This is a genomic window from Pseudomonas sp. R45(2017) (genome assembly GCF_002112305.1).
GTDB classification, from domain to species: domain Bacteria; phylum Pseudomonadota; class Gammaproteobacteria; order Pseudomonadales; family Pseudomonadaceae; genus Aquipseudomonas; species Aquipseudomonas paraglycinae.
In genome coordinates this window covers 1-719 of record NZ_NEHH01000027.1, presented here as the reverse complement: position 1 = coordinate 719, position 719 = coordinate 1, and the positions used below count along the sequence as shown (strand labels likewise).

The following is a 719-nucleotide window of genomic DNA, read 5'->3' as shown; positions in this document are numbered from 1 at the left end:
CCGAAAGCCAAGTGGAACGACCTGTGGCTGCTCACCGAAGTCCACCACGAAGGCAAACAGCCGCAGGTGCTGGAAGAGTCGGTGACCAGTGACACCACCGCGCTCAAAGACGATTTCCATCAGGGTTACCGCAACCGCTTCCAGGCCACCCCGTGGGACGTGCCGAACCGCCCGCCCCTGCGCCACCCGAAACCGCGCATCCTCGGCAGCCAGAGCGCCGTGGTCACCGGGCCGAAAGGCGAAGAAATCCACTGCGACGAATACGGCCGCGTGAAAGTCCAGTTCCACTGGGACCGCGACGGCCTCGCCGACGACAAGACCAGCTGCTGGCTGCGCGTGTCCTCCGCCTGGGCCGGCGCCCAGTACGGCGGCATCGCGATCCCGCGCATCGGCATGGAAGTGCTGGTCACCTTCCTCGAAGGCGACCCCGACCAGCCGCTGATCAGCGGCTGCCTGTACCACAAGGAAAACACCGTCCCCTACGCCCTGCCGGCGAACAAGACGCGCACCACCTTCAAGACCCTGAGCTCCATGGGCGGCGGCGGCTTCAACGAACTGCGCATCGAAGACAAGAAAGGCCAGGAACAGATCTTCCTGCACGCCCAGCGCGACTGGGACGAAAACATCGAACACGACCAGAAAATCCGCGTCGGCAACGAACGCCACGACGTCGTGGAAAAGAACAGCTACACGGAATTCAAGGCCGAAGAACACCACAC

1 protein-coding gene is annotated in these 719 nt (G+C 63.6%); it reads left to right on the top strand.

Annotation, left to right across the window (positions count from 1 at the left end; all coding sequences use genetic code 11):
- On the top strand, window positions 1-719 hold a 719-nt coding region (tssI, locus tag CAF74_RS28875), incomplete at both ends, for a type VI secretion system tip protein TssI/VgrG (RefSeq protein WP_139832944.1).